Source organism: Paenibacillus sp. E194, assembly GCF_000935845.1.
Taxonomy (GTDB): Bacteria; Bacillota; Bacilli; order Paenibacillales; family Paenibacillaceae; genus Paenibacillus_B; species Paenibacillus_B alvei_B.
This window is the reverse complement of the sequence record NZ_JMDX01000034.1, coordinates 15,068-36,114: the sequence shown is the minus strand read 5'-3', so window position 1 is coordinate 36,114 and position 21,047 is coordinate 15,068. Positions and strand designations below refer to the sequence as shown.

The following is a 21,047-nucleotide window of genomic DNA, read 5'->3' as shown; positions in this document are numbered from 1 at the left end:
TTGACAAGCCATTGAAAGACTTGATTCAGAATGTCTATCAGAGGTACGACGGTAAGTATTATGGATATCGACAAATCCAGCTGTTCCTACTTCAAGATCACGGTGTGTGGGTAAACCACAAGAAAGTTCTACGCTTGATGCAGGCCATGAACTTACGATCCAGCATCCACCGAAAGCGTCGTTGTAACAATTCCTCATCCACAGGTGGCTTGCTACAACGGCAGTTTCAAGCCGAAGTTCCCAACCAAAAGTGGGTAACCGATGTCACTCAGTATCGTGTAGAAGATAAATGGTTGTACCTTTCGGCCATCAAGGACTTGTTCAATAATGAAATTGTAGCTTATCAGATGAGCTTACATAACGATAATCAACTTGTTCTCCAAACGTTTGAGAAAGCCTTCAATAAGACGAAAGACGTGACTGGTTTGATCGTTCATAGCGATCAAGGGTTCCAATACACGTCCTACGCTTACCATGACATGCTGCCGAAGGTTGGCGTCCAAATCAGCATGTCTAGGAAAGGCAATTGTTACGATAATGCCTCTATGGAGAGCTTCTTCTCGCATCTCAAAACGGAAGGGCTCTATCCTTATCATATCCGAAGTTTGGACGAGGCACAAAGTCGAATTGAAGAATATATTCATTTTTATAATCATAATCGACCACAAAGAAAGCTAAAGAAGCTGCCGCCAGTAGAGTACCGACGACAGCTTGCTGTATAGGTGTTTTTTCTATGTCCACTAAATGGGGTCTTGCCCACCATCCTGAAAATGAACTTTGGGTTCTTTTTAATGAAATAGTTACCAACATAATGTACCTCAAGTACCACTGTCTTCACTTGGCACCGGGCTGCAAGATATCCAAAACATAGATTTTTAGTCTATTTCCGGGCATATGTTCATGATCAATTGCCAACGTATGCAGGAAAGACGGTTTGATTTTTTTAAAATTTCTTCTTGCTCATTAATTCCGATCCTGCTATTATGAAGAAGCATTAATTTTGGAAAGCGAATATTCAATATATATTTAGGATCTTTCCAAGCAGATAAACTTTGACCACTTCCTCTCTGGAAGTTAAGGCCATACGGACAGCCGGGTCAAATGCCGACTGGCAACTTTTCGTTGCCTTATTGATTGAGTTAAAAGCTCAAATTTTATAAGTTGGTTACTTTACAACCAGTGCAATACGCACACAACTTGTGAAACGGTCAATAAGAGTGGTAAAGGCATTATTTGCTATATAGACTCTGATCCTAACAAAATATATTTGAATATAAGAGCTCTTCCATGAAACGATGAGTCCTAGGGGTGACTGATAAGCACGCTAGGAGTTTGTTCTGTCATGTTTATTGGGAATATCTTATTTTTTAAATATATCAAGCAAGTGTGATGCGCATGGTGCGTGTTTCACTTGCTTTTTTTGTTGCCGTTTTTACAGTGAAAAAAATTGAATTCGGTGAGGAGATTGAAAAATGGGAAAAGCACTAATCATTGGCGCCGGTGGCGTAGCATCTGTAGCAGTTCATAAATGCGTTCAAAACAGCGAGGTCTTCGAAGAAATCTGCATCGCCAGCCGTACGAAGTCCAAATGCGATGATCTGAAAGCAAAACTGGACGGCGGCAAAACTAAAATTACAACCGCACAGGTCGATGCCAATAACGTTGAAGAGCTCATCTCTCTGATTAACGAAGTCAAACCGGATATCGTGATGAACTTGGCTCTGCCTTACCAGGATCTGACGATCATGGATGCCTGCCTGGCTACCAGAACGCATTATATGGATACGGCAAACTATGAGCCGGAAGATACGGCGAAATTCGAATACAAATGGCAGTGGGAATATCGGGAACGCTTCGAAAAAGCAGGAATTACAGCACTGCTCGGCAGCGGATTCGACCCTGGTGTAACCGGCGTATTCTCGGCTTATGCGCTGAAACACTACTTTGACGAAATCGAATATATCGACATTCTGGATTGCAACGGCGGGGATCACGGTTATCCTTTCGCAACCAACTTCAACCCGGAAATCAATATCCGCGAAGTGTCTGCCAATGGCCGCTACTGGGAAAACGGGGAATGGATCGAAACAAAACCGATGGAAATTAAGCGTGAATATAACTTTGCTCAAGTCGGTCAAAAGGACATGTATCTGCTGTACCATGAAGAGCTCGAGTCTCTTGCGCAAAACATCCCTGGTCTGAAACGCATCCGTTTCTTCATGACTTTCGGCCAAAGTTATCTCATGCATTTGAAGGCGCTTGAAAACGTAGGAATGACCTCCATCGAACCAATCGAATACGAAGGAAAACAAATCATTCCGCTTCAATTCCTGAAGGCTGTACTTCCGGATCCGTCCTCCCTTGGACCTCGTACAGTAGGCAAAACGAACATCGGCTGTATCTTCAAAGGGAAGAAAGACGGCCAAGACAAGACGTACTATGTCTACAATGTTTGCGACCACCAAGAGTGCTATAAGGAAGTGGGCTCCCAAGCCATCTCCTATACAACGGGCGTTCCTGCCATGATCGGCGCGGCGATGATCCTCACCGGCAAATGGAACAAACCGGGCGTATACAATGTCGAAGAGTTCAATCCAGATCCATTCATGGAGGAGCTGAACAAATGGGGACTTCCATGGGTAGAAGACTTCAACCCTGTGCTGGTTGACGCCTTGCCTGAGGAAGCTAAAGAGCCGGAGCTTGTTCGTTAAGATGCGGTTCGAGGAATTACCGACACCCTGTTTTGTAGTCGATGAAGCACTAATCGAGAAAAACCTGAAAATATTGAACGGCGTCATGCAGCGTACGGGAGCCAAAATTGTACTGGCGCAAAAGGCTTTTTCCATGACTGCGATGTATCCGCTCATCGGAAAATACTTAAGCGGTACGACCGCGAGCGGATTATTCGAAGCACGACTGGGTCACGAAGAAATGGGCAAAGAAAATCATGTCTTTGCCCCAGCTTACCGTGAAGATGAGATCGATGAGATTATTTCTATTTGCGATCACATCATTTTCAATTCCTTCTCCCAGTTGGAAAAGTATAAAGCGAAGGCTCTTGCTGCTGGTAGAAAAATTGGCCTTCGTATCAATCCGGAATGTTCAACGCAAGTGGGGCATGAGATCTATGATCCTTGTTCGCCGGGCTCAAGATTTGGCGTCAAAAGGGAGGATTTCCAGCCGGAACTGCTGGAAGGCGTTTCGGGATTGCACTTTCATACCCTTTGCCAACAGAACTCGGACGATTTGGAGACCACGCTGAATGCGGTTGAAGACAAGTTCGGACCTTGGCTGCCGCAAATGGAATGGATCAATTTCGGCGGCGGTCATCATATCACGAGAGAAGACTACGATATCCCGAAGCTCGAGGCTTGCATAACGCGAATGCAAAATAAATACGGCTTGGAAGTATACCTCGAACCCGGAGAAGCCATCGCGCTTAACGCGGGCTATATGGTCACCTCCGTGTTGGATATCCATCGCAACGGCATCGAGATTGCAATCGTGGACACGTCGGCTACCTGTCATATGCCGGATGTTCTGGAAATGCCTTATCGTCCACCTCTTGTCGGTTCGGGCGAATTCGGGGAGAAGCCATACGCTTACCGACTCGGTGGTCCGACCTGCCTTACGGGCGATGTCATCGGAGACTATTCCTTCGATCAGCCTCTCAAGAGCGGCGACAGATTAGTATTTGAAGATATGGCAATCTACTCCATGGTCAAAACCAATACCTTCAACGGCATGCCGCTGCCGGCCATCGCCGTGCAGGAGAAGGATGGGAATTGCCGCGTCGTGCGCGAGTTCGGTTATCAGGATTTTAAGATGAGACTAGCTTAATGAATAACCAAAGCCTTAACTCCGATAGGAATTAAGCATGAATATAACTTGGCTGAAGTCGGCCAAAAGGACATGTATCTGCTATTCGGCGTAAAATGGAAAGATTTCAAGCCGGAACTGCTTAGAAAGGTTGTGACAGCATAAAATGGACCACCGTAACACGCCGCTATTTACAGCTCTGAAAGAACATGCGGCGAGCAATCCCGTACAATTTCATATTCCCGGTCATAAAAAGGGCGTAGGAACTGACAGTGAGTTCAGAGAGTTTATAGGCGATAATGCCCTATCCATAGATTTGATTAACATCGCGCCGCTGGATGATCTCCATCAGCCTACCGGTGTTATTGAAGAAGCGCAAAAGCTTGCAGCCGACGCATTTGGTTCAGATTATACTTATTTCAGCGTACAGGGGACGAGTGGTGCCATTATGACCATGATTTTGTCTATATGCTCGCCTGGGGACAAAATTATCGTACCACGCAATGTGCACAAATCGATCATGTCGGCCATCATTTTCTCCGGCGCGAAGCCAGTATTCATATCTCCGGTTCGCGACGAGAATCTTGGAATCGATCACGGCATTACAACCAAATCCGTACAGCGTGCATTGGATCGCCATCCGGATGCCAAAGCGGTTCTGGTTATTAACCCGACATATTTCGGCGTATGCGCCAATCTGAAGGAAATCGTCGATCTTGCCCACAGCCGCCATGTTCCAGTGCTCGTAGACGAAGCGCATGGGGTGCTTATCCATTTCCATGAGGATCTGCCGATGTCCGCTATGGAAGCCGGTGCAGATATGGCCGCAACTAGTGTGCATAAGCTTGGGGGTTCTATGACACAAAGCTCGGTTCTCAACCTGAATACAAAAAACGGCTACGTGAATCCGCAGCGAGTGCAGACGATTATCAGTATGCTGACAACAACTTCTACTTCATACGTGCTGCTTGCATCATTGGACACATCCAGACGCAATCTAGCGATTAACGGCCATGACATGGCGCAAAGAACGATTGATCTTGCCCAAAAAGCCCGCCGCAGCATTAATGAATTGGAAGGTCTGTACTGCTTCGGTGAAGAAATCCTTGGGGACGAGGCCACCTTTGATTATGATCCGACCAAACTCACCATCCATGTCCGCCATCTGGGCATTACAGGCTTTGAAACGGAAAACTGGCTGCGTGCGCATTATAACATTGAGGTCGAGCTCAGCGATATGTACAACATCCTCTGCCTGGTTACCCCGGGCGACAATGAGGAAACGGTATCGGTACTGCTTACAGCTCTCCGCGAGCTAGCTGAAACGTATTACAATGTGAACACTGCAAATGAGCTAATCGTGAAGATCCCGGAAATTCCTCATCTCTCCCTGATTCCAAGGGATGCCTTTTATGGAGATACCGAAGTCATTCCGTTCAAAGAATCAGCTGGTCGAATCATTGCTGAGTTCATATATGTCTATCCGCCGGGTATTCCAATCCTGCTGCCGGGCGAAGTGATCTCCCAAGACAACATCGATTACATTGTCGATCATGTGGATGTGGGGCTTCCGGTGAAAGGACCGGAGGATCGGTACATCCAAAATGTGAAGGTGATCGTGGAAACCGACCCGATCTCCTAAATCTGCATACCTTACGCGTCGAGTGCACCACGAAGCGCCGTCAATGCCAATCTGGCCATTTTGATTGAAGGGCAGACGGGCGATATAGTCCGTCTTCGGCTCTCCTTCGAAGCTATACATCGGCCACCCCGAAGGGGCATGGACTTGTATTGTTGAGGCGTGGAGTGGTAACAGTTGCGATACTGTACCTCTGTCCATTACAGATTTCTAAGTGAGTTTTCAATAGAATGATCAATAGAGTATGTTAAGAGCGTGTTTTGAACAATCTTTTTTCAAAACACGCTCTTTTTTATTGTTCTTTTATCAAGGTTATTAAGATTAATGCTGTCCGAAGAAACTGAAAAATAAAGTGTTAGACTGCCTTGGCCTCACTAAGCAATACCAGGATAGTTTGTTACGTCATAGTGCATAAATTCTCACTATAAATAACTAGGGGTGAGAGATATGAACATAAAATCAATGCGTTTAGATTATATTTATCAAAAAGTTGCTCAAGCATCGCCCGAGGAAAAGCTTGAATTATTCAGAAACGAAATGATGGCTCCAATGACTCGCTGTTTATCTGATGGCAGGACGGGGGAGCAGTAGGCGACGAACCTTTACAAGAGGAGGGAACTTAGCATGCTTGAAACAGTGCTCACGATTACTTCGATGCAGACGCCCGAAGAAGCTCGGGCCTTCAAAACACTTAACGAAGAATGGATCGCCCGAATCTTCACCATCGAAGAGGCGGATCGGGTGATCCTCGATAATCCGGTGGAGAACATCGTGAACAGAGGAGGAGACGTACTCATCGCACGCGATAGCGATTCGATCGTCGGATGCGTTGCACTCGTGCCGACTGGTGCTGGGGTGTTTGAACTCTCAAAGATGAGCGTTATACCCGAGTTGAGAGGACGTGGATACGGACGGAGAATCATCCATACCGCCATTAACCGTGCACGCGAACTTGGCGCAACATCGATCTTTTTGGGCAGCAGCACCAAGCTGCCGAACGCCGTTCATCTTTACGAATCGGTTGGGTTCAAGCGTGTTCCTGTCGAGCAGATCGGATCCATGCCCTACGTAAGAGCGGATGTGTTTATGGATATGGAACTAAAGTGAACGGAGACAAAATTAACATTGGTAAAAAAGAGTGGAACCATATAATTGTGCCGACCAAATAAAATTACAGGTCGGCACAATTTTTTCTTGTGGAAGCCAATTATTTTCATTCCTTTTCTTTAATAAGCGATGCCGACACGGCTATTCTCATATGCTTCTTTATTTATCAATGACCAGGCAAAATGAGCAGTATCGCCCACTGTAATTTTCGATCCGTTCAATGGTAGCACATCTACCTCAGTTCGGTACATGCCCGTTTTTTCGCCATCGATTAAATGGGTAGGACAAATGATCGTCCAGCATAGCCCGCTATTTTTTAAGGCTAGATAAGCAGCTAAATGATCTTCGGCAGCTGTGGTACTTCTTCTTTTTGATTCTTCCGATTGGAACCGATAGATCTTCGGATTCATGCGAGCTTGTAAAATACCCGCTGTTCCAATTGTAACGATTCGGCTTATCCCCTCTTTTTTCATATTTTTAATAATGGTTTGCATACTTTTCGACAACGTGCCATTCCCATCTGTTCCAAGAGCACTGATAACGATATCAACTTCCTTTAACGCCTTCTTCACATCATGTTCATCTAATACATTTCCCTCTATGATCTGTAAATTCCTATGCGAAACTGCAAGCTTATTCTGATCACGCACTAAGACCGTAATATCATGCGAATCGTGTAATGCTAGTTTCAGTAGCTCTGATCCAACTCTCCCTGTTGATCCCAATATACATATTTTCATTTTCCTTCTCCCTTACTCTCTATTCTTTCTTTAAAAGTGGTAGAGACCGTTGGTTCACGCCATGATGGGCAGATGGTAAAGACCTTGCACAGCAAAGCAGCATCTGAATGTGCCTACTTTGATAGCGGACACGTTTGAATCATCTCAATAAACCCGCATGCTGCCATGGAAAGCGGCATGTTGCGCATAATCATAATCCCCACGTGAGATGGTGGCAGCCGCACTTCCAATTGAATCTCGAAGAGGGTGCCCTCTTCCAGCTCTTTCGACACAAATTCTCTCGTCACGTAAGAGATTCCGAGTCCTTTCCGAGCAAACTCGATGAGAAGATCCACGCTTCCGACCTCAATTTTAGGTGCGAGCTTATAGCCGTAGCTTTGAAATAATTCCGTAATGGTCATTCGTGCCCTGCTATTACGCGAGAACAGGATAATTGGGTACTGGAGCAGCATATCCAGCGTTAAAACCGCATCCTTGAGCTCGGCATAACGTGTCCCCGCTACGAAGCATTCCTGCAGCTGAAAAGTCTCCCTCACTTCAAGTTGGGTATCGACGATAGGCATACGGATGACGCCTAAATCAATTTTCCCTTCTTTTAAGAAGGAAATGATTTCCGGCGTAGTTCCATGATTCAGGTGAAGTCTGATCCCGGGATGCTTCTCATGAAAGTCCTCCAAGTACGGGAGCAAATAATGCTTGAACAGCGAATCGCTTCCGCCAATCCGCAGCTCGCCGCTGTCCAGATTTTTAAGTGCTTCCATTTTTTCTTCGGCCAGCGATATTAAGATCTGTGACTGCTCTATGTAGGAATACAGTATGGCGCCCTCTCTCGTCAGCCCAACGCCCTTGGAATTTCGGTAAAACAAAGTGACGCCGAAGCTGTTTTCAAGCTGTTTGATGGCGTGGCTGACGCTAGGTTGGGTTAGAAATAAGGCCTTGGCGGCCTGAGTCAAGCTGCCTGTCTTCGCAGCCCAATAAAAAACCTTGTACAATTCGTAATTAATACTCATAGATGTGGTCTATAGCTCCTGTGAAATATATTTATTACTTGTATAGATGATATTCGTATTATAGTGGAACTACGAAATAGAAACCAGAGCTTGATTAAGAGAGCGCTGCTTGAAGGAGAGAGAAACATGGAGCCGACCACTTTTGTTTTGTTTGGAGCGACAGGCGATTTAGCCAAAAGAAAAATATACCCTGCCCTCTACAACTTGTATATCGATCGGAAGCTGCCGCAATCCTTCTCCTTATTTGGTCTTGGGAGAAGAGAACTATCTGATGAATCGTTTCAGGCAAATGTCGAGCAGTCTATCCGTACTTTTTCCAGACGAGAAGCGAACAATTCTGCGTTAATCAAAGATTTTTTGAGCGCATTCCGTTACAGCGTTCTTGATATAGATCGCAAAGAAGATTATAGGAAGCTGCTGCAACTGATTGAACAGAGGGAAGAAGAGCTGCACATTCAGCCCAATCGCCTGTTTTATTTATCTGTCGGACCTGCATTTTTTGAAACGATCACAGCGAGTATTAAGGAAAGCGGGCTCGGTTCCGCGAATGGCTGGAAGCGTCTCGTGATCGAGAAGCCTTTCGGCCATGATTTGAAATCTGCTCGTGATTTAAATCAGAAGCTGAGCAAAGCTTTTTCGGATCATGAAATTTACCGAATCGATCATTATCTCGGCAAGCCGCTAATCCAGAAGCTTGAGATTTTGCAGCAAAATCCGGTTCTTAATGCCTTATGGACGAATCGTTATATTGCTAACGTGCAAATTACGGCAAACGAGACCGTCGGCGTAGAGGAAAGAGCGGGTTATTACGATCACGTAGGCGCCGTAAGAGACATGTTCCAAAACCATATGCTGCAATTACTGATGATGCTGACAAGTCATCTTCCAATCAATAGCGACTCGGAAATGGTGCGCTTTAAGAAGAAAAAGGTGATGGAAGCTCTCGAGCCGCTGCAAAAAGAGGAAGTGAGCGCGAGCATTATCCGCGGGCAGTACAAAGCAGGAACCGTTCAAGGTAAGCCGGTAATCGGCTATATTTCCGAACCAGGGATCGCTTCTACTTCCATGAACGATACGTTTATTGCCGCTAAATTGGAGATCAATGATTTCTTTTGGCGCGGCGTTCCTTTTTATATCCGGACAGGCAAGCGAATGAAAGAGAAATCAACGCGAATTGTAATTGAGTTCAAGGATCTGTTAACGAAGTCCTCACAGGCAAATACAGAAGGAAAATCGCCTAACCTTCTAGTATTTGAAATTAGTCCTAACGAGGGCATTACGCTGCAATTAAATACAAGGGATCCTTTGCATAAAGGGGAGTTCAAGCCCCTTCAGATGAACTTTCATGAGAGCAAGGGCGATGTTCCCGAAGCTTACGAAAATTTGATTTACGATGCATTGCAAGGAGATCCTACGTTCTTCGCACATTGGGATGAAGTCGAATTGTCGTGGCAATGGGTTCAACCGATCCTGGAAGCATTCGAGGAGAATCTGGTTCCGCTTCATCGGTATGAGGCGGGCACTTACGGACCTGCCGAATCCGATGCGTTATTGGCGCAGGACGGCTATCATTGGTGGTTCGATGACAAACCAGAACAACATATTAAAACGGAAGAAGGAGAACAATATGCTTACCAAGGAAACCATTGATCAATTAGCTGTCGATACGATCCGAACATTGTCTATCGATGCTATCAACCGTGCCAATTCCGGTCATCCGGGGCTGCCGATGGGAGCGGCGCCGATGGCATACGCCCTTTGGTCCAGACTTTTAAATCACAATCCCAGCCATGCCAAATGGTTTAATCGCGACCGCTTCGTTCTTTCTGCGGGTCACGGATCTGCCTTACTCTACAGCCTGCTGCATTTGTCGGGATATCAGGTGTCGCTTGACGATTTAAAACAGTTTCGCAAGCTGAACAGCAAAACGCCAGGGCATCCCGAATATGGGCATACAGATGGCGTAGAAGCGACAACTGGACCTCTGGGACAAGGGTTGGCGATGGCAGTGGGGATGGCGATGGCTGAATCTCATTTAGCCTCGAAATTCAATCAAGATGGTTTCCCGGTAGTCGATCATTATACGTATGCGCTTGTTGGAGACGGCTGCTTGATGGAGGGAATCTCTTACGAGGCGATGTCCATGGCAGGACATATGAAGCTTGGAAAGTTAGTCGTATTGTATGATTCCAACGACATCTCGTTGGACGGAGAGCTTAATCTCTCCTTCGGCGAAAATATGCAAAAAAGAGCGGAATCGGCCAATTGGGAATATATCCGGGTCGAGGACGGCAATGATATTTCCCAGATTACCGAAGCGATCGCGGCAGCTAAGCAAAATGATGACCAGCCGACGCTTATCGAAATTCGGACGATTATCGGTTACGGCAGCAAGGTAGCGGGAACGAACAAAGTACACGGCAATCCACTCGGCAAAGAAGAGGCGAAGGCGACCAAGGAAGCTTACGGCTGGAAGTATGAGGAAGAGTTCACCGTTCCGGAAGAAGTCAAAGCGCATTTCGAGCAGCTGAAACGTAAGGGCGAGGCCAAAGAAGAAGAGTGGAACAAATTGGTCGCTACCTATAAAGCGCAATATCCTGTGGAGGGTAAGGAGCTTGAGCAAGTCATCGACGGCTCCGTGTCGATTGAGGCCGCGGATGTCCTTACGTTCGACACTTCCAAATCGATTTCTACCCGCGTAGCAAGCGGCGAAGCGATAAATCATTACGTAAAAACCGTTTCTTCGATTTTTGGAGGAAGTGCGGATTTATCACATTCGACGATGACGGACATCAAAGGAGAGCAAAAGTTTGCCGTGGAGTCTTACTCGGGACGCAATATATACTTTGGCGTTCGTGAGCATGCTATGGGTGCAGCCGGCAATGGCATGGCCCTGCATGGAGGTGTAAAGCCATTCGTAAGCACCTTCTTCGTATTCAGCGATTATTTGCGCCCGTCTATTCGTTTGGCTGCGCTGCAAAAACTGCCTGTTATTTATGTGTTTACCCATGATTCCATTGCTGTTGGGGAAGATGGATCTACGCATGAACCCGTCGAGCACTTGGCTGCGCTGCGCACCATTCCGGGACTTACGGTCATTCGTCCGACCGATGCCAATGAAACGGCAAGCGCATGGGCGTATGCTCTGCAGCAAAATGAAGGCCCGGTAGCCTTGGTGCTGAGCAGACAAAATCTTCCTGTATATGAAGCGACCAAGGCCAATGTTGAAGGGGTAGCTAAAGGAGCTTATGTCTTGAGCGAAACGGGCGGTCAGCCGGATGTCATCCTGATCGGAACCGGATCTGAGGTTTCTCTGGCCATGAACGCCAAGGCGGAGTTGGAGCGGGACAACATTTCCGTACGCGTCGTTGCTATGCCGAGCAGAGAGCTGTTCGATCATCAACCCGAAGCGTATAAGCAGAGTGTTCTTCCTAATTCCGTTACGAAGCGGGTGGCCATTGAAGCTGGTATTTCGCTAGGCTGGGATCGTTATACGGGACAAGGCGGAAAAGTACTGTCAATCGATACATTTGGCGCCTCCGGATCTGGTACGGAGGTTATGGAGTACTTTGGTTTCTCCGTAAATGAAGTGGTTCGCCTTACGAAGGAATTACTGAATTAATAATAAATTAGCAACAAAATAATGGAGGAGGTACTTACCTATGAAATTCTTTATCGATACTGCAAATGTGGAAGACATCAAAAAAGCGTATAAAATCGGCATCTTATCCGGTGTTACGACGAATCCGTCGTTGGTCGCCAAGGAAGGTGTGAAATTTGAAGATCGAATCGCTGAGATTTTGCGGGAAGTACCCGGAGTTGAATCGGTGTCCGCTGAAGTAACGCCTGATGCGGTGACAGCTGAAGACATGATCGCGCAAGCGAACGAACTAATCAAAATCAATAATAATGACAAAAACATCACGATCAAGCTTCCGATGACGCTCGCTGGGCTTGAAGCTTGCCGCTACTTGAGCGACAAAGGTGTGAAAACGAACGTGACGCTGATTTTCACCGTGAACCAAGCTTTGCTGGCCGCTCGTGCAGGTGCGACCTATGTCTCGCCATTCCTTGGCCGCTTGGATGATATATCGGAAGACGGCGTCCAGCTCGTAACGAAAGTCGCTGAATTGTTCCGAGTGCATAACCTGGATACGCAAATTATCGCGGCATCCGTCCGCCATCCGGATCACGTGACGCGTGTTGCGATGGCAGGCGCGCATATTGCTACGATTCCATTTACGGTGATTGAACAAATTTCCAAGCATCCCTTAACGGATCAAGGCATGGACAAATTCGCTGCCGATTGGAAAAAAACAGCAGGGATTTAAGTTGCGATTAAAATATACAAGATCAATATGTTTGCGCTGCTGGGCAAGCCTGGTTTCGAAGTGCAAAAAGCCGAGCTCATCAAACGTTTATCTACAAAGAGAGACAGAAATGACAGGGAGGGAATTGCAATGAAAAAACAGCAAATCGGCGTGGTTGGCTTGGCCGTTATGGGGAAAAACCTGGCCTTAAATATAGAAAGCAAAGGGTTCTCGGTTGCGGTATACAATCGTTCGTCAGAGAAAACGAATGAGCTTCTGGAGGAGGCGCAAGGCAAGAATTTCGTCGGCACATATAGTGTTGAAGAATTCGTCCAATCGCTCGAGACGCCGCGGAAAATTCTGATCATGGTCAAAGCGGGACAACCGACGGACGACACCATCAATCAGCTTGTTCCTTACCTAAGTCAAGGGGATATTCTCATCGACGGCGGTAACGCCTATTTCCCTGATACGCAAAGAAGAAATAAAGAGCTGCAAGCCAAGGGATTCCTTTTTATTGGCGCGGGTGTCTCGGGCGGCGAAGAGGGGGCACTGCACGGCCCCGCGATTATGCCGGGCGGGGAAAAAGATGCGTATGAATTGGTAGAGCCAATCCTGACCGCCATTTCGGCCAAAGTGAACGGCGATCCCTGCTCGACTTATATCGGAGAAGACGGTGCCGGCCATTATGTCAAAATGGTACACAACGGCATCGAATACGGTGATATGCAGCTCATCGGCGAAGCGTATCATCTGCCCAAGGATGTATTGAACTTAAATACCGGGCAGCTGCATGACATTTTCTCCGAATGGAACAAAGGCGAACTGGATAGTTATTTGATCGAAATTACAGCCGATATTTTCGCGAAGACCGATCCAGAGACCGGCAAGCCAATGGTGGATGTCATCCTCGATTCGGCAGGACAGAAAGGTACGGGGAAATGGACGAGCCAAAGCGCATTGGATTTGGGAGTTCCATTGTCCATTATTACCGAATCCGTGTTTGCACGGTTTATCTCCGCAATGAAAGAAGAACGCGTGGCCGCAAGCAAGCAGCTGAAAGGCCCCGCGGCGTCAAGCTACGACGGCGATCCCAAGGAATTTATTGAGGCTGTTCGCAAAGCTTTGTATGCCAGCAAAATCGCTTCGTATGCGCAAGGCTTTGCGCAAATGAGAGCTGCTTCCGACGCGTACAATTGGAATTTGAACTATGGCGGCATCGCGATGATCTTCCGCGGAGGATGTATTATCCGCGCAAGGTTTTTGCAAAATATTAAGGATGCATATGACCGGAACCCGGAATTGAAGAACCTTTTGTTGGACGAATACTTCAGTGGGATTATTGCTAACTATCAGGAAGCCTGGAGAAAAGTCGTATCGATTGCCGTAACTAGAGGAATTCCGGTTCCTTCTTTCGCTTCCGCTTTAGCTTATTATGACAGCTATCGGACAGAGAGACTGCCGGCTAATTTGCTTCAGGCACAGAGGGATTATTTTGGGGCGCATACGTTCGAGCGGCTTGATAAAAAGGGGAGTTTCCACTTTCAATGGATGGAAAACAATGAACAATAAGTGATTTAATATTGTGGAGTAATCCTTCAAACCTTATATAAATGAATAATTCAATAGAATATGTTAAGAGCGTGTTTTGATCAATCTTTTTCAAAACACGCTCTTTTTTTATGTATGGATTTGGAACGTGAAAACAGAGCAAACTTTGATAAAATAAACAAACAACAGCATGAGATAACGGGAGGTAGTTTCCATAGACGGAGATTTCACAATGCTGCTTGAGCTCTTTGAGCGGGCAGCATTATTGCTCATTATTTTGTTTTTCTTAACTCGTATTCCGAGCTTTAAGCAGATTCTGCAAAAGGAATCACTGACAACGAAGGAGTTCGCTGTCGTTACGCTTCTTTTCTGTACCTTTGCACTATTCGGTACCTACTCAGGCATCGATGTGGAAGGCTCGCTCGTCAACGTACGGATTATCGTAATTACGGCAGGGGGCATCTTGTTTGGGCCTTGGGTCGGTCTAGTGGTGGGCGTGGTGTCCGGAATCCATCGTTATTTGATCGATATCGGCGGGGTGACCTCGATTCCATGTCTCATCACGAGTATTATTGCGGGGCTGGTATCTGGGTATATTCATCTTCGAACACCTAAAGCAAAACGTTGGTTTATCGGGATTCTTGCCGGGATGGCTTGCGAGGCCTTAACGATGCTGTTGATCATTTTCATGGCGCAGCCTACTACATTAGGCAATGAGATTGTATCTAGAATTGCAACACCGATGATTTTAGGTCAACTGAATGTGGGATTGATCATTTTGTTGATTCAGAATGTAGAAAGTGAGCGGGAAGGAATCGCTGCGCAGCAAGCGAAGTTAGCTCTGGACATTGCGAATAAGACATTGCCCTATTTCCGGTCAATCAATACCGAATCGCTACACAAGATCTGTTCCATTATTAAAGAAGACATTCAAGCCGATGCAGTGGCGATTACGGATTCCTCGAGCGTGCTCGCTTACGTCGGTTTTGGGGAAGACCGCTATCAACTTCGGCATGAGATCATAAGTGATATGACCAAACAGACGATACGGAGCGGGGAGTTCATGATAAGCAACCATGCGTTGGACGATGCGATGCCCGGCATTCAATCCTTGCTTATTATTCCGCTGAAAGAGCGGGAAGAAGTGACGGGAACCTTGAAGATTTATTATCGGAAAGCGCATAAAATTACCTATCCGCTGCAGACTATGGCCGTCGGTTTGTCCCAGATCATTTCGACATTAATGGAAGTTTCCCGTGTGGAAGAGATTAAGGAGATGGCGAATAAAGCGGAGCTCAAAGCGCTGCAGACAACCATTCAGCCTCACTTTTTGTTCAATGCGCTAAATGCAATTGGATCCTCGATCCGAACTAGACCGGATCAAGCGAGGGAACTGATCGTCAATTTATCCGGATACTTACGTTATAATTTGGAGCTAACGGATGAATTGATCGATATCCATAAGGAGCTGGAACAGGTTCGGAATTACGTAGAGATTGAAAAAGCACGCTTCGGAAATCGGCTGCATGTCGTTTATGATGTGGATGAAGTCGCCGTGAAGATTCCGAGTCTCATCATTCAACCGTTAGTGGAGAATGCAATTGTCCACGGTATATTGAAGGAGAGAGGACCTGGAACGGTCACTATCTATGTCAAAGATACAGAAGAGTACATTCGGATTGGCGTGCGGGATACTGGCGTGGGTATCCGTGAAGATATCATCAAACAGGTGATAGAGGAGCGTGTTCCACCGAATCATATTGGTCTGTTCAATGTGTATAAGCGTGTGAAGCTCATTTTCGGGCATGGTGTTACAATGGAGCGCCTAGATCAAGGAACGAATATCTTTTTTGACATACAGAAGGAGACACGATGAGAGCAATAATTGTGGAAGATGAAGTTTTGGCCAGTGAAGAGTTGGAGTATTTGATTACCAAACATAGCCGCATTGAAATCGTGGAGCGATTCGAAGATGGCCTTGATGTGCTCAAATTTCTGCAGGAGAAGGAAGTCGATGCGATTTTTCTCGATATTAACATTCCATCCTTGGATGGGATGCTGCTAGCGACGAATATCAGTAAGTTCGCGCATAAACCGTATGTTATTTTTACAACAGCATATAAGGAACATGCAGCCCAAGCTTTTGAACTGGAAGCTTTTGATTATATCTTGAAGCCCTACGATGAGAACCGGATTGCCGCGATGTTACGTAAGCTGGAGACCGCCTTCGAACGGGATGTGCAGCAAGGAGGAAGTCCAAATCCTGCGGACAGCAGGCAAAGATCTGAGGAGAAACGCATTAATTTGTTGAAAAATGATAAGTATATCGTAACGGATAGCGATGACATCTACTATGCGGAAGCACAAGAGAAGGTGACCAACGTATTCACGAAGAGTGGTACCTACACAATGCCGATGAGTATATCGGAATTTCATGCCATGCTGCCACAAGATCGATTCTATCGTTGTCATCGTTCCTATACCGTCAATCTGTCCCAAATTCATGAAATCGTTCCGTGGTTCAACAATACCTACCTGCTGCGTCTACGTGATATGGATGCCAAAGTGCCCGTCAGCAGAAGTAAAGTCAAAGAATTTAGGCAGTTGATGCATATATAAATGCAGTTCATTCCGCAATCCCGTCATTTCATGTCGCTCATGGCTCAAGAAAGCGTTTTATCTTGTAAGATAAGGGTGTAAAAGCAAAGCGTAAGAGCTTTCACTTCCCTAGAGATAAAACACAACTCTTGATCATAGCAGAATGGAAAGAGGGATCTATCATGAGAACGCATCAAGCAACTGGGTCGCAAGTAAATCGATGGATGATCGTCCTTGGAACAATCATTGTACAAATGGGATTAGGAACCATATATACGTGGAGTTTATTTAATCAGCCATTAGCTGACAAGTTTGGATGGGAGCTTAGCTCCGTATCGATTACATTTTCCATCACTAGTTTTGCACTGGCTTTCTCGACACTGTTCGCTGGCAAAATTCAGGATCGTATCGGAATTCGGCGTATGACAATGATTGCAGGTGCTGTTCTCGGTGCAGGGCTAATCGCTAGCTCACAGGTTTCATCGTTGTGGATGCTGTATTTACTTGCTGGTGTGGTTGTTGGTTTTGCGGATGGTACAGCATATATCACATCACTATCGAATTTAATTAAATGGTTTCCTGAACGCAAAGGGTTAATATCGGGGATCTCGGTGGGAGCTTTTGGGACAGGCAGCTTGGTTTTTAAATATATCAATGCGAATTTCATCAATACGATGGGTGTCTCCTCTGCATTTCTGGTCTGGGGATTGATCGTGATGGTGATGGTAATTGCCGGTTCGTTCTTAATCAAAGAGGCCGTAATTACGGAAACACCTGCGAACGCAAATACTGGGTCGCAGAGTGGACGGAATTATACAGTGAAAGAAATGCTGCGTACGAAAGAAGCGTATATGCTCTTCATTATTTTATTCACAGCTTGTATGAGTGGATTGTACCTGATTGGTATCGTCAAAGACATCGGTGTACAGCTTGCTGGTCTTGATATCAGTACAGCAGCGAATGCGGTAGCTATGGTGGCGATTTTCAATACGGCCGGCCGGATCATTCTCGGTGCATTGTCCGATAAAGTAGGACGTATGAAAGTTGTAGCGGGAGCGCTTTTTGCAACGGCATTGTCAGTCATGGCTTTAAACTTCGTACCTTTGAACATGGGCATCTTCTTCACCTGTGTCGCGGTAATCGCATTCTGTTTTGGCGGTAATATCACAGTCTTCCCCGCGATTGTGGCAGACTATTTCGGCTTGAAGAATCAGAGCAAAAACTACGGAATCATTTATCAAGGATTCGGGTTAGGTGCCTTGGCTGGTTCGTTCCTTAGTGCTTTGTTCGGTGGTTTCCAAATTACCTTTACCGTCATTGCGGTCTTGTGTATGCTCTCGTTCCTGATTGCGATCTTTATCTCCGTACCTAGCGGGCGTAATCAGTCGAAGAAGAACCAAGAAGTGAAACCAGTAGTAAATCAAGAAGTGCTAAAACCGCGTTACAATGTGGGATAATCGCAGTGGAACCTCCTATATTGGAAAGGTCACTGAAAAGTGTTAGAAAATCAAACAGGTATCTTTCGCACAGATAAGCGGTGCAAAGACGCCTGTTTTTTTGTTTATTCTAATGCTCGTACTGTCTAATTAACTCCCTGTATTTGTTCGAGCAGCACTTGTGGACGCTTCACGTTTACCTCCACGGCATCGTCTAATACCCTCTAGAGTCAAATCTACCTCAAGATCCAACGTTTCACATTCATCCATTCGCATGATTCATGTCTGAATGTGCTCCTAAGCAGTATTCAATCTCATGTTCTGTAAAGCTAATGGGGGAAGCATTAATTAAAATTTAACATTTGATTCCGTTTTAAATAAGTTCCATTTTAGATAAATATAGTGAAATATGGATTAAAAGTATAGGTGATTTAATTCTTAGGGGAGGAGGATTTCATCCATATTCTAAAAAGGAGGTGTAGCGATGATTACACGAAGCAAAATGATGGCTTTGAGTCTCTGCTTTTGTATGCTGCTCGCTTTATTACCTACATCAGGCTTCGCCGAGGCCGATGTTGATGTCGCAGCTATAGCAGGTGCTGTACCGAATCCGTGGAAACAACAAAATATCGGTTCTCCTGCATTAACGGGCAGCGCTTCTTATGATCCAGGGGGTGATCAATTTACCGTAAGCGGCGCCGGCACAGACATCTGGGGCAAATCAGATCAGTTTAATTACCTCTATCAACCATGGACAGGAGACGGCGCTATCATTGCCCTTGTCTCTTCTCAGACCCATACACACGATTTTGCGAAGGCAGGAATTATGATAAGGGAAACGTTGAATGCCAACTCCAAGCATGTCGATTTGCTATTGACGCCTTCCAACGGGTTCACGTTCCAGTACCGAACTGAGACGGGCGGATCATCACAGAGTGTTAAAATTGCTTCGACGAGTCCGGCCTGGGTAAAGCTTGAACGCAAAGGCAATGTGATCAAAGGATATGTATCCAACAACGGGTTGAACTGGGGCGATCTGGGCAACTTGACTATTAATATGAATGCTTCGTTGTATGTAGGATTGGCTGTCACCAGCCATAATGTATCCAGCCTAAGCACGGCCACCTTTGACATGGTAAAAGTCAATGCCACCGGTGATGTATTCCCGCCAACAGAACCAACAAACCTGCAAGCAAACCAAGTAACGGATACAACTGCGAACATATCCTGGACCGCATCGCTGGATGATGTTGGTGTGAAGGGGTATGACTTATACAAAGATAATGTCCTGACGCAAGCGAATGTCCAGGATACTAGCTACACCTTTACTGGATTAACGCCGGATACCACCTATCAATTTACGGTCAAAGCCAAAGATGCGGCAGGAAATATATCCAATGCCAGCAGCCCTCTCACCGTAAAAACGACAAACCAAACCGACACGCAGGCCCCAACTGCTCCGACAGGACTTGTAAGCCCGAGCAAAACATCTTCATCAGTCAATCTGTCCTGGACGGCATCTACAGATAACGTAAGCGTCTATGCGTACGACATATATAAAAATGGCACACTCGCCGGAAACACGCCTGCGACATCTTTTCATGTAACGGGACTTAAGGCAGATACCTCGTATACCTTTACCGTGAAAGCAAGGGACTTAGCAGGGAATAGTTCCGCAGCTAGCAGTGCGTTGTCTGTCAAAACCAGCCCCGCCTCTTCCGATCCTTATACGCCAGAGGTTGTCGCTAACAACTTGGAAACCCCATGGGCTGTTGATTTTGCACCGGATGGGCGGATTTTCTTCACCGAACGCAACAGCGGCAGAGTCCGTGTCATTGTGAACGGGAAGTTGAAATCCACGCCAGTTATTACGCTGGGCTCGCCTTTCTATTATATGCCTAAGAGCGAAGGCGGCTTATTGGGCCTGGCCCTCGATCCTAATTTCGCCACCAATCATTACATGTATATCTACCATTCCTACAAAACATCAGACAACAAAGTTGCCAATCAGGTCGTTCGGCTGAAAGAGAACAACAACATCGCTACAGTAGACAAAGTCCTTATTACAAATCTTCCGGGTGCAGTCTATCACAATGGCGGCCGGATGAAAATAGGCCCCGACAACAAGCTGTATTTCAGTGACGGCAATTACGGCAACAAAGACGATACACTCACTTACCTTGGAGGGAAGATATTCCGTCTGAATTTAGACGGCACCATTCCAAGTGATAATCCGTTTGCCTCCTCGCCCATTTATAGCCGAGGACACCGGAATCCTCAAGGATTAGCATGGCAGCCTGGAACGAACCGTTTCTTTGCATCAGAGCACGGTGAATCATCTAAAGACGAGATCAACTACATTCAACCCGGTAACAATTACGGTTGGCCTAAATATGAAGGTGGGAATCAGAATCAACCAGGTATTACGCCTCCGCTCATTTATGCGAGTGGCACAACCTGGGCGCCCTCGGGCATAACTTTTGTAACGAAAGGGCCGTGGGCAGGTAATCTGCTTGTTGCCAATTTAAAAGGCAAACAGATCATTCGCATGATCGTAGGAGAGCAGAACGGCCAACCGACGATTAAGAGCAGTGATCTTACTTACTTGTTTGTAAATAAATACGGACGCATTCGCGACATTGTCGAAGCACCAGACGGATCACTCTATTTCGTCACCAGCAACAATGGCGACAAAAACGGTGACGGCACACCGGATAAACTTATTCGATTGGTACCTAACTTCTAGCGAATATGAATGTATACGACTTGGCCGTTTAAGCTTCTAGATGAAGAATAGACCTCCTATAAAAGTAGGAGGTCTATTCTTCATTTCATTT

At 46.1% G+C, this 21,047-nt stretch carries 16 protein-coding genes; 14 read left to right on the top strand and 2 right to left on the bottom strand.

Annotated elements, in window-relative coordinates; genetic code table 11:
- From AZ66_RS07210 to AZ66_RS07190, 6 genes are all read left to right on the top strand, one after another.
- Positions 1–722 (top strand): IS3 family transposase (locus AZ66_RS07210; RefSeq protein WP_044354223.1); only part of this gene is annotated, 722 nt, incomplete at its 5' end.
- Between the two features lie 750 nt (positions 723–1,472).
- The gene (locus AZ66_RS07205) at positions 1,473–2,711 is read left to right on the top strand and encodes a saccharopine dehydrogenase family protein (protein WP_044354219.1); all 1,239 of its coding nucleotides are present in this window, start codon (positions 1,473–1,475) and stop codon (positions 2,709–2,711) included.
- A gap of 1 nt (position 2,712) precedes the next feature.
- Positions 2,713–3,840, top strand: coding sequence for a carboxynorspermidine decarboxylase (gene nspC / locus AZ66_RS07200; RefSeq protein WP_021259331.1), 1,128 nt, complete (start codon positions 2,713–2,715; stop codon positions 3,838–3,840).
- 145 nt (positions 3,841–3,985) lie between these two features.
- Complete coding sequence (locus AZ66_RS07195) at positions 3,986–5,461, top strand: aminotransferase class I/II-fold pyridoxal phosphate-dependent enzyme (protein ID WP_044354217.1); 1,476 nt, start codon at positions 3,986–3,988, stop codon at positions 5,459–5,461.
- Between the two features lie 444 nt (positions 5,462–5,905).
- The gene (locus AZ66_RS31275) at positions 5,906–6,049 is read left to right on the top strand and encodes a hypothetical protein (protein ID WP_442950275.1); all 144 of its coding nucleotides are present in this window, start codon (positions 5,906–5,908) and stop codon (positions 6,047–6,049) included.
- A gap of 45 nt (positions 6,050–6,094) precedes the next feature.
- The gene (locus tag AZ66_RS07190) at positions 6,095–6,565 is read left to right on the top strand and encodes a GNAT family N-acetyltransferase (RefSeq protein WP_231586767.1); all 471 of its coding nucleotides are present in this window, start codon (positions 6,095–6,097) and stop codon (positions 6,563–6,565) included.
- A gap of 119 nt (positions 6,566–6,684) precedes the next feature.
- On the opposite strand, the gene AZ66_RS07185 is transcribed toward AZ66_RS07190, so the two are convergent.
- A complete protein-coding gene (locus AZ66_RS07185; protein WP_044354215.1) occupies positions 6,685–7,305 on the bottom strand; it encodes an NAD(P)-dependent oxidoreductase in 621 nt (206 codons plus the stop codon).
- A 113-nt stretch (positions 7,306–7,418) separates the two neighbouring features.
- On the bottom strand, positions 7,419–8,315 hold the full coding sequence (locus AZ66_RS07180; protein WP_044354214.1) for a LysR family transcriptional regulator: 897 nt from the start codon (positions 8,313–8,315) through the stop codon (positions 7,419–7,421).
- Between the two features lie 126 nt (positions 8,316–8,441).
- Here AZ66_RS07180 and zwf point away from each other — a divergent pair, with 126 nt between their 5' ends.
- From zwf to AZ66_RS07140, 8 genes are all read left to right on the top strand, one after another.
- Entirely contained in the window at positions 8,442–9,965 is a 1,524-nt protein-coding gene (zwf, locus tag AZ66_RS07175) for a glucose-6-phosphate dehydrogenase (RefSeq protein ID WP_044354213.1), read from the top strand.
- Positions 9,943–11,937, top strand: coding sequence for a transketolase (tkt, locus tag AZ66_RS07170; RefSeq protein WP_044354212.1), 1,995 nt, complete (start codon positions 9,943–9,945; stop codon positions 11,935–11,937). The genes zwf and tkt overlap by 23 nt, the downstream gene beginning before the upstream one ends.
- A 40-nt stretch (positions 11,938–11,977) precedes the next feature.
- On the top strand, positions 11,978–12,646 hold the full coding sequence (fsa, locus tag AZ66_RS07165) for a fructose-6-phosphate aldolase (protein ID WP_044354211.1): 669 nt from the start codon (positions 11,978–11,980) through the stop codon (positions 12,644–12,646).
- Positions 12,647–12,775: 129 nt separating this feature from the next.
- Positions 12,776–14,197: an NADP-dependent phosphogluconate dehydrogenase gene (gene gndA, locus AZ66_RS07160; RefSeq protein WP_044354222.1), complete on the top strand. Its 1,422-nt coding sequence runs from the start codon at positions 12,776–12,778 to the stop codon at positions 14,195–14,197.
- 211 nt (positions 14,198–14,408) lie between these two features.
- On the top strand, positions 14,409–16,052 hold the full coding sequence (locus AZ66_RS07155; protein WP_044354210.1) for a sensor histidine kinase: 1,644 nt from the start codon (positions 14,409–14,411) through the stop codon (positions 16,050–16,052).
- Positions 16,049–16,795: a LytR/AlgR family response regulator transcription factor gene (locus tag AZ66_RS07150; RefSeq protein ID WP_044354209.1), complete on the top strand. Its 747-nt coding sequence runs from the start codon at positions 16,049–16,051 to the stop codon at positions 16,793–16,795. The genes AZ66_RS07155 and AZ66_RS07150 overlap by 4 nt, the downstream gene beginning before the upstream one ends.
- 161 nt (positions 16,796–16,956) lie before the next feature.
- Complete coding sequence (locus AZ66_RS07145; RefSeq protein WP_044354208.1) at positions 16,957–18,231, top strand: L-lactate MFS transporter; 1,275 nt, start codon at positions 16,957–16,959, stop codon at positions 18,229–18,231.
- A 463-nt stretch (positions 18,232–18,694) separates the two neighbouring features.
- Positions 18,695–20,956 carry a PQQ-dependent sugar dehydrogenase gene (locus tag AZ66_RS07140; RefSeq protein WP_044354207.1) on the top strand — a complete coding sequence of 754 codons (2,262 nt, stop codon included), beginning with the start codon at positions 18,695–18,697 and terminating at the stop codon, positions 20,954–20,956.
- Positions 20,957–21,047 lie beyond the last annotated feature (91 nt).

Coding starts and splice junctions, on each gene's coding strand:
- AZ66_RS07205 (WP_044354219.1), top strand. CDS start 1,473: ATGGGAAAAGCACTAATCATTGGCGCCGGTGGCGTAGCATCTGTAGCA.
- nspC (WP_021259331.1), top strand. CDS start 2,713: ATGCGGTTCGAGGAATTACCGACACCCTGTTTTGTAGTCGATGAAGCA.
- AZ66_RS07195 (WP_044354217.1), top strand. CDS start 3,986: ATGGACCACCGTAACACGCCGCTATTTACAGCTCTGAAAGAACATGCG.
- AZ66_RS31275 (WP_442950275.1), top strand. CDS start 5,906: ATGAACATAAAATCAATGCGTTTAGATTATATTTATCAAAAAGTTGCT.
- AZ66_RS07185 (WP_044354215.1), bottom strand. CDS start 7,305: ATGAAAATATGTATATTGGGATCAACAGGGAGAGTTGGATCAGAGCTA.
- AZ66_RS07180 (WP_044354214.1), bottom strand. CDS start 8,315: ATGAGTATTAATTACGAATTGTACAAGGTTTTTTATTGGGCTGCGAAG.
- zwf (WP_044354213.1), top strand. CDS start 8,442: ATGGAGCCGACCACTTTTGTTTTGTTTGGAGCGACAGGCGATTTAGCC.
- tkt (WP_044354212.1), top strand. CDS start 9,943: ATGCTTACCAAGGAAACCATTGATCAATTAGCTGTCGATACGATCCGA.
- fsa (WP_044354211.1), top strand. CDS start 11,978: ATGAAATTCTTTATCGATACTGCAAATGTGGAAGACATCAAAAAAGCG.
- gndA (WP_044354222.1), top strand. CDS start 12,776: ATGAAAAAACAGCAAATCGGCGTGGTTGGCTTGGCCGTTATGGGGAAA.
- AZ66_RS07155 (WP_044354210.1), top strand. CDS start 14,409: ATGCTGCTTGAGCTCTTTGAGCGGGCAGCATTATTGCTCATTATTTTG.
- AZ66_RS07150 (WP_044354209.1), top strand. CDS start 16,049: ATGAGAGCAATAATTGTGGAAGATGAAGTTTTGGCCAGTGAAGAGTTG.
- AZ66_RS07145 (WP_044354208.1), top strand. CDS start 16,957: ATGAGAACGCATCAAGCAACTGGGTCGCAAGTAAATCGATGGATGATC.
- AZ66_RS07140 (WP_044354207.1), top strand. CDS start 18,695: ATGATTACACGAAGCAAAATGATGGCTTTGAGTCTCTGCTTTTGTATG.